Source organism: Corallococcus terminator, from assembly GCF_049194865.1.
Taxonomy (GTDB): domain Bacteria; phylum Myxococcota; class Myxococcia; order Myxococcales; family Myxococcaceae; genus Myxococcus; species Myxococcus terminator_A.
Genome location: NZ_JBLZWL010000027.1, coordinates 1 through 7,501 on the forward strand (window position 1 = coordinate 1; position 7,501 = coordinate 7,501).

Sequence of the window (7,501 nt, forward strand, 5' to 3'; positions counted from 1 at the left end):
GCTTCGCCCTCAGCAGCGAGGCCCAGCGCTACTACGAGGCGGGCATCCCCCTGCTCCAGCGCTACCTGCCGTTCTGGGCGGCGAACCTGGTGGACCGGCTGTGGGTGATGCTGGTGCCCATCATCGCCGTGGTGGTGCCGCTGTTCCGCGCCGTCCCCGCGCTGTACCAGTGGCGCATCCGCCAGCGCATCGTCCGTTGGTACGCGCGACTGAAGGAGATTGAAATCCAGCTCGACGAGAACCCCGAGCGGGACATGCTCGAGGACATGCTCAAGCGACTGGAGGAGGCGGAGCGCGAGGTCAACCGCATCCCCATGCCGCTGGCCTACGCGGAGAACCTCTACTTCTTCCGGGAGCACATCGAGGTCGTCCGCCGCCGCCTCATCCGTCGGCTCGGCGGTGGGCGTGACGGGGCGGACGTGCACGCCCACGCCGCCAACGCGTAGTCGGCTCCCGTCGCGCGCGCGGTGCCCGGCAGGGGGGCGCGGGCTGCTCCGCTCCCCCGCGTCGGGAGGGCTCCCGCTCCGTGCCTCGCGCCGAGGCGCCGAGCGCCAGACGCAGCAGCTCGTAGGCCCTCAGCAGTCGGCGGCGGGTGTTCACGTGGGTGATGCCCAGCTCCTCCGCCATCGTCCGGCCGTCCAGCTCCCGCTCGAAGCGCAAGAGGCACACCTGCCGCAGCGGCTCCGGAAGCCGGTGGACATGGCGCCACAGCAGCCGCGACTGCTCCTGCTCCAGGAGGAGCTGCTCTGAAGAGGGGACGTGCGCCAGGGGCTCTCGCGCCGAGGTGGCCTCGTCCTCGTCCCTGGGGGGCCCGTCCGCGCGCCGGGCCCGGGCGCGGTGTTGGTCCACGCAGGCGTTGTGGACGACGCGAGTCAGCCACGCCTCCGGGTTGCGCAGCCGCTGGACTTCCCGGGGCCAGGCCTCGGAGGCTCGCAGCATCGCGGTGCTCAGCGCGTCCTCCGCGTCGGCCTGATGGCCACCGAGGTGGCGCAGGCTCTTGGCGAGGAGCTTGGAGTGGTGGCACAGCCACAGCTCCCAGAATCCGGTCGACATCGTTTCCATGAGGGCAGTCACGGGTGGCCAACCCCTCCGTGGCCTCCCCTCAGAGCAACCGCTGTGCCGGGTGTTGTCTCCCCGGAGGACGGGGCTTCGACGGCGGGCGCGGTGCCCGGCTGGCATGTCAGCGGCGTCGGCTGACATGTCAGCGGATGCCAGCCGGGGTCCGCCTCGGTCCGTGAGGCTTCGGGCTCGTGTAGCCTGGATGCGAACGCGGGCCCTGGCTCCGAGCGTCCCCCTCATGAAGCAGAGACTCCTCGACGATGTCTCCACCGCGAGCCTCCAGCGGCACGGCGGTGATTCGCGGCCCGCCGTCCTCGTGCCGGCGCTCACGCTGGTCTCCCACCCCCTCGCCTCGCGGGTAGGGGAGCGGTTCGTGATGGAGTCCCTGACGCGTGGCCGGGAGGTGGCGCTCTCCCGCAACGAGCCGCTGTTCACCCGCGTGGGAGAGGTCGTGGGCCGGCCGCTGGCGGACCCGTTCGTGAGCCGGCGTGTGCTGCGCTTCCTGCCGCGCCCGGATGGCGGCGTCAGGCTGGAGGGCGATGGGGAAGGTACCCAGGTGGTGGCGGGTGGGGTGCCGGGTGTGAGCTGGGACTTCCGACCGGAGTCGCTCGCGGCGGGGGTGCCGCTGGAGCTGGCCGGGCGGGTGGTGGTGCTGCTGCACCACGTGGCGCCGGACGAGGAGCGGTCCGCGGACATGCTGGGCATGGTGGGGCAGAGCATGGCGCTGGGCCGGTTGCGCACCCGCGTCCGACAGGTGGCGGACCTGGACGTGCCCGTGCTCATCCGGGGCGAGACGGGCTCGGGCAAGGAGCTGGTCGCCCGCGCGCTCCACGAGCGCGGCCCTCGGAGCAAGGGGCCCTTCGTCAGCGTCAACCTGGGCACGCTGGCCCGCGAGCTGGCCGCGGCGGAGCTGTTCGGCGCGCAGCGGGGCGCCTACACCGGGGCCTCCCAGAGCCGCGAGGGCTTCTTCCGCGCCGCGCACGGCGGCACGCTCTTCCTGGACGAGGTGGGCGAGGCGCCCGCCGAGGTGCAGGTGGCGCTCCTGCGCGTGCTGGAGACGGGGGAGATGTTCCCGGTGGGCGCGCACATCCCCATCGCCACGGATGTTCGCCTGGTGGCGGCGACGGACGCGCCCCTGGAGGACCTGATTGAGCAGGGCCGCTTTCGCGCACCCCTGTTGCATCGGCTCTCTGGTTACTCCATCCACCTGCCTTCGTTGAGAGAGCGGCGGGAGGATATCTCCCTGCTCTTCCACCACTTCGCTCGGATGGAGCTGGAGGGACTGGGGGAAGGGTGGCGCCTGGAGCCCGAGGACCCCTACGCGGAGCCCTGGTTGCCGGCCGCCCTGGCGTCACGCCTGCTGCGACACGACTGGCCCGGCAACGTCCGACAGCTGCGCAACGTGGCCCGCCAGCTCGTCATCAGCGGACGGGGACAGCCCCGACTCCAACTGGACGCGGCGCTGGAGGCGGAGCTGGTGCTGAAGTCCACCGGCGAAGAGGACGGAGAGCCAGCGCTGGTGGCGCGGCGCAAGCCCTCGGACGTGACGGAGCGGGAGCTGCTGGACGCGCTGCGCGAGTGCTCCTGGGACTTGAAGGGGACGGCGGAGAAGCTCGGCATCACCCGGGCGTCGCTCTACAACCTGGTGGACCGAAGTCCCCACCTCCGCACGGTGAAGGACCTGAGCGCGGAGGAAATCACCCGCTGCTTCAAGGCCTGTGGTGGAGACCTGGACGCCATGGTGCGGCAGCTGGAGGTGTCCCGTCGCGCGCTCCAGCGGCGCGTCAGGGAGCTGGGGCTCGGGCCTCCCGCGTCATGAAGTCGTTGGTCGTGGCAAGCTTCACGGCCCACCGTCCGGGCCGGGCCTGGCCCGCGCACCCGGGCGACGTGGCCGGGAGGCTCGCACCATGCAATGGCATTGGAAGCGCTGGCTGAGCGTCGTCATGTTGTCGCTGGGGTGGGGCTGTGCGCCCGACCCGTCTGGAGCCGACGAGGCGTCCGAGCCGAGCGCTCAGACCCTGGCGGAGTACGACGGCACCGCCTGCCCCAAGCTCGTGGAGGCTCCCTGCCCACCCCAAGGCGCGGTCTGCCCTCCGTTCGACGCCAACAAGCTGTGTGTCATCACCATCTCCAGGGGAGCCCTGCCCGTGTCGCCCGCGAGGAGCTGCATCCGGCGTCGGCAACCGGTCAAGTTCCAGCTCGCCCCCGGCATCAACGCGGCCACGCTCAAGTTCTACGGACCTGATGCCGACGCCCTCTTCGTGGACTACGACAGAATCGACATCCCGCTGACAGCGGGGCCCCGCTCGAAGTGGTGCGGAACGATTCGCCCCAAGGTCATCCTGGGTGGCCACCACTTCGCCGTCACCACCGACACGGGCGCTGGCCAGCCGGGGGACCTGGAAGTAGTCAGAGACCCGGGCGAGGAGGACTGACGCTCCAGGCGTTCAGGGTGACGCCTGGCGCTCCTTGGGCGTCTGAGTGAGCAGGGGCCCCCAGGTCCGCGCGAGCTGGGGACGGGCGGTGAGCGCTTTCGCCAGCGCCTCTTTCGCCCGTGCCTGCTGGCCGGGATGCGCCTCCGGGAAGGCCCGGGCCTGGGTGAGCTCCAGCGCCGAGTGCAGCGCGCGTGTCTCCGCGTCCCCGGGACGCGCCTTCAGCACCGTGGCCGCTCCCGCGAGGCCGCGCTCCAGCACGTCGCGCGCGTCCACGCCGACGCGCGAACGCGCCAGGGCCCAGTCCAGGTGAAGTCTCGCCAGCGCGCGACGGTCATCGTGGGGCCGGGCGCTGACGGTGAGCGCGGTCTGGTGGGCCTGCTCGGCGCGGACGAAGGCGGCCTCCCAATCCTTTGTCGTGAGCACGCTCCAGGCGGCGCCCAGGGAGCGAGTCTCCGCGGCGTAGCGCAGCGCCTCCTCGTCTCGAGGGTTGCGCCGAAGCGCCTCGCCCAGCGCCTGCTCGGCGGCGTCCAGATCAGGCTTCGCGTCCGCGCCCCGCTCCAGCGCGAAGGCGGCGAGCACCCGATGTGCCTGCCCCAGGTTGGCCCAGGCTGTCGACAGGTCTGGCTGGAGCGTGAGCGCCTTGCGTGCCTCTCGCTGCGCCGCGCGCGCGTCGTCTCGCGGGTCTTCTCCCCGGACCAGTCGCAGGGCCGCGCGGGTGACGTGGGCTTCCGACAGATTGCTGGATGGCAGGCCCTGCTTCGGGGCCAGGGCCAGGGCACGGGTGAAGGACGCGTGGGCCTCATCCAGGGCGGGGAAGGGGTCTTCACCGCGCAGCCATGCGTCCCGCGCGCGCTCCAGATGCACCAGCCCCACGCCGCCGTGGAGCTGCGGCACATCCACGTTGAGGGCCAGGGCGCTCTTGTACGACGCGAGCGCGGTGTCCAGTGACGGGCGCGCATCGCCACCGCCATCACGTAGCCTCGCGGCGCGCAGGGTGTGGACCTGGGCCTCGTAGAAGTGGCTGACCAGGTTGCGCGGGTTGAGCGTGCGCGCCTTCTCCAGCGCCTCCCTCGCGCGCTCCAGGTCCGCGTCCGCGTCCGGGTTGCGTGGGTGGGACGCACGCTTGAACCAGGCGCTGCCCAGGTTGATCCACGCGTCCGGCAGCGCCTCGTTGATGCGGATGGCGGTGAGGTACGCGTCGATGGCGCGCTTGCGGCTGCCGAGCGAGTCCTCGCCCACCGCGTCCTCGTGGTCCGCCCACACCTTGAAGATGAGGCCCAGGTTGGAGTGGTAGTCGTAGTCGCGCTCCTGGGGCGCCACGCCGTCGAAGGCTTCAATGGCCTGTCGCAGCATCGGCCTCGGGTCCTCGCTGCGCGCCTGCTGGATGCGCGCGCCCTGCCAGAGCACGAGTCCCAGCGTGTGGCGGACGTCGCTGCTGGTGGGGGCGACGTCGTGCGCGGTCCGGGCCGCCTTCAGCGCCGCTTCCATCGGCGTCGCCGCGTCGCCACCCTGCCGGCTCCGGAACTCGGCGAGCCGGCGGTGCAGCAGGGCCTTCTTCACCAGGGATGGCACGTGCCGGGGCGACGCGGTGAGCGCGCGCTCCAACGCCTCCAGCGCCCGCTCGAGGTGCGGCGTCACGTCCCCCTGGCCATACAGGCCCATGCGCAGCGCCACCTGTTCGACGCCGGCCAGGGCCAGGTGCGCCTCCGGCAGACTCTCCGCGAGCGAGGCCGCGCGGGCGTGGGCCTTCCTCGCCGCGTCCAGGTCCTCCTGTGCGCGCTCGCGACGTCCCGCGTCCGAGTGACGGGTGGCGCGGGCGACCAGCACATCGCCTCGCAGCAGGGGAGCCTCGAAGAACCACGGCAGCCGGTCCCCCAGCGCATCCAGCCGCTCCAGCGCGTCCTCGTACCGCTCCTCGTGGTAGGCGAGCAGGGCGGCGACGTACTCGGCGGGAGGCAGGTCGGCGCCGCTGCCCTGCCGCAGCCACGCGAGCGCGGGCTCCCGGTAGAGCGTCACCAGCTCGCCGCGCCGCGCCTTCCGCTCCGTGGCGGGCAGGTGCTCGGAGGCGCGAAGTCGCTCCTGGTAGAGCTGCCCCAACGCGAGCGCCAGCGCGCAGGCGACGCGAGGCGTGCGGGTGCCGTGGTTCCACGCGGCCTCCAGGTGCTCCCGTGCGCGCGCCGGCTCTCCCAGCGCGAGCCAGCCCCGGCCCAGCGCCTCGTTCCCAGGCCCGAGCGCGTGCTCGCCGCCTCCGAGCATCTCCCCGGCGATGTCCGCCAGCCGCGTCTCCAGCACCTGCCGCTCCTGGCGGGTGTCGTGCAGTCTCGCCAGGGCGGTGTAGCGCGCGCGGGACTCCACGTGCTCGGCCAGCTCGGAGAAGCGGCGCGCCAGGTGCTCTCGCGTGTCGGCCTCGCGTCGGGCCAGCACCGCCTGCACTCCGGCCAGCAGCACCAACAGTCCCGCCACCGCCGCGAGCAGCAGCCTGCGCCAGTGCTTGCGAGTCAGCCGCGCCAGCCGGTACGTCGTGCCCACCGTGCGCGCGAGCACCGGCTCGCCGTCGAGGAAGCGCTGCAGGTCCTCGGCGAGCGCGCGCGCCGAGTCGTAGCGGGCCGCGCGCTCCTTCTCCAGGCACTTGAGGACGATGGCCTCCAGGTCCGCGGGGACTTCCGGCACCAGCACGCGCGGGGGCTTCGGGTCCTCGGTGGGGATGCGGCTGAGCACCTCCAGCGCGTTGCCGCCGGGGATGGGCGGCTGGCCCACCAGCAGCGCGTAGAGCGTGGCACCCAGGGCGTAGACGTCCGCGCGCCGGTCCAGCCGGTTCACCTCGCCGCGCGCCTGCTCGGGCGCCATGTAGTGCGGCGTGCCGAGGATGGAGCCGGTGGCGGTGGCTCCCTCACCCGGGTCCCTGGCGAGGCCGAAGTCCATGACGTAGGGCTTCCACTGTCCGTCGGCCGTGCGCTCCACCAGGATGTTGGAGGGCTTGAGGTCTCGATGGATGAGGCCCGCGCGGTGAGCGGCGTGCACGCCCTCCGCGGCCTGGGCCACCATCAGCGCCTTCTGCTCCAGGGTGAGCACCTCCGCGAGCCGGTGCAGCGGCTTGCCGTCCACGTACTGCATCGCGATGTAGGCGCGGCCCTGGACCTGGCCCACCTCGTACACCTTGCACACGCGCTCATGGTCCACCCGCGCCTGGGCCTGCGCCTCGGCGACGAAGTGCCGCGCCCGCCCCGAGTCGTCGTCCCGCACGAACTTGAGCGCGACGTGACGCCGCAGTACCGGGTCCTGCACGAGGAAGACGCGCCCCATGCCGCCCTGGCCCAGGAAGCGGATAGGCGCGTAGCGCTCCCAGCCCGGCACCGGGAAGGACGGCTCGGCCTCTGGAGGCTCCGGCTCCAGCGCCTTGGGTGGGCCCACGTGGGCGGTGGCCGTGGGAGCGCCCACCAGCGCGCCTTGCTGGAGGGCGGCCCGCGATGCGCCGCGCAGTGAGGCGAGCGTGTGCTCGGACAGTCGCCCCCGCTCTCGCAGCAGCTCCAGCGGCGCGGTTTGCCGGCGCAGGGCTTCCGCACGCAGCGCCGCCACTTCGCTGTCGGAGAGCAGGCCCTCGAAGAGCACGGCCCGCAGCTCCGCCTCGTAGTCCTCGCGCATCGGCGCTCCCTGGCCTCCTGCCTGCGGGGCCTTCCTTCACGAGCCGTCCGGCCAGGGGGTTCTAGCACCCGTTCCCACCGCCATATCCCCCGTGGCACGGGGCGGGCCGCGTTGATATGCAGGGGGCGTCGGACGGCGAGGGTCGTCGTCCCGCCTGTCCCCTGGAGGCTCCATGCACGCCGACATTCATCTTGCCGCGGTGGGAGTCCTGTTCACCCGGAGGACGCGGGCCTGGTAGGGCCGGCGTGAAGGGCCCGTCACAGCGCGGTCCACGTCTCCCGGGTGCCCCTGAAGAACCGAGGTGCGCCGCAGGCACCGCTCTGTCCGGAGTCTCTCCACGTGTCACTTGAAACCTTTGGTTGGGG

The 7,501-nt window shown here is 72.6% G+C and carries 4 protein-coding genes and 1 pseudogene; 3 read left to right on the forward strand and 2 right to left on the reverse strand.

The window, feature by feature from the left end:
* Positions 1-446, forward strand: a pseudogene (locus ACN469_RS11235) (TAXI family TRAP transporter solute-binding subunit); the annotation flags it as partial.
* Here the strand turns inward: ACN469_RS11235 and ACN469_RS11240 are convergent.
* Positions 382-1,053 carry an RNA polymerase sigma factor gene (locus ACN469_RS11240; protein ID WP_498767004.1) on the reverse strand — a complete coding sequence of 224 codons (672 nt, stop codon included), beginning with the start codon at positions 1,051-1,053 and terminating at the stop codon, positions 382-384. The pseudogene ACN469_RS11235 and the gene ACN469_RS11240 sit on opposite strands and share 65 nt — an antisense overlap.
* 244 nt (positions 1,054-1,297) lie before the next feature.
* Between ACN469_RS11240 and ACN469_RS11245 the strand changes: the two genes are divergently transcribed.
* Both ACN469_RS11245 and ACN469_RS11250 read left to right on the forward strand, forming a co-directional pair.
* Complete coding sequence (locus ACN469_RS11245; protein ID WP_498767006.1) at positions 1,298-2,878, forward strand: sigma 54-interacting transcriptional regulator; 1,581 nt, start codon at positions 1,298-1,300, stop codon at positions 2,876-2,878.
* A gap of 88 nt (positions 2,879-2,966) precedes the next feature.
* On the forward strand, positions 2,967-3,494 hold the full coding sequence (locus ACN469_RS11250) for a hypothetical protein (RefSeq protein WP_498767008.1): 528 nt from the start codon (positions 2,967-2,969) through the stop codon (positions 3,492-3,494).
* 12 nt (positions 3,495-3,506) lie between these two features.
* Here ACN469_RS11250 and ACN469_RS11255 read toward each other — a convergent pair whose 3' ends face one another.
* Positions 3,507-7,136 (reverse strand): protein kinase domain-containing protein, encoded by a 3,630-nt coding sequence (locus ACN469_RS11255; protein ID WP_498767010.1) that lies wholly within the window; start codon positions 7,134-7,136, stop codon positions 3,507-3,509.
* Between the last annotated feature and the right edge of the window lie 365 nt (positions 7,137-7,501).

What these genes read in the sequence shown, in the direction of transcription:
- ACN469_RS11250 (WP_498767008.1), top strand. Translation starts at nt 2,967, where the DNA reads ATGCAATGGCATTGGAAGCGCTGGCTGAGCGTCGTCATGTTGTCGCTG.
- ACN469_RS11245 (WP_498767006.1), top strand. Translation starts at nt 1,298, where the DNA reads ATGAAGCAGAGACTCCTCGACGATGTCTCCACCGCGAGCCTCCAGCGG.
- ACN469_RS11240 (WP_498767004.1), bottom strand. Translation starts at nt 1,053, where the DNA reads ATGTCGACCGGATTCTGGGAGCTGTGGCTGTGCCACCACTCCAAGCTC.
- ACN469_RS11255 (WP_498767010.1), bottom strand. Translation starts at nt 7,136, where the DNA reads ATGCGCGAGGACTACGAGGCGGAGCTGCGGGCCGTGCTCTTCGAGGGC.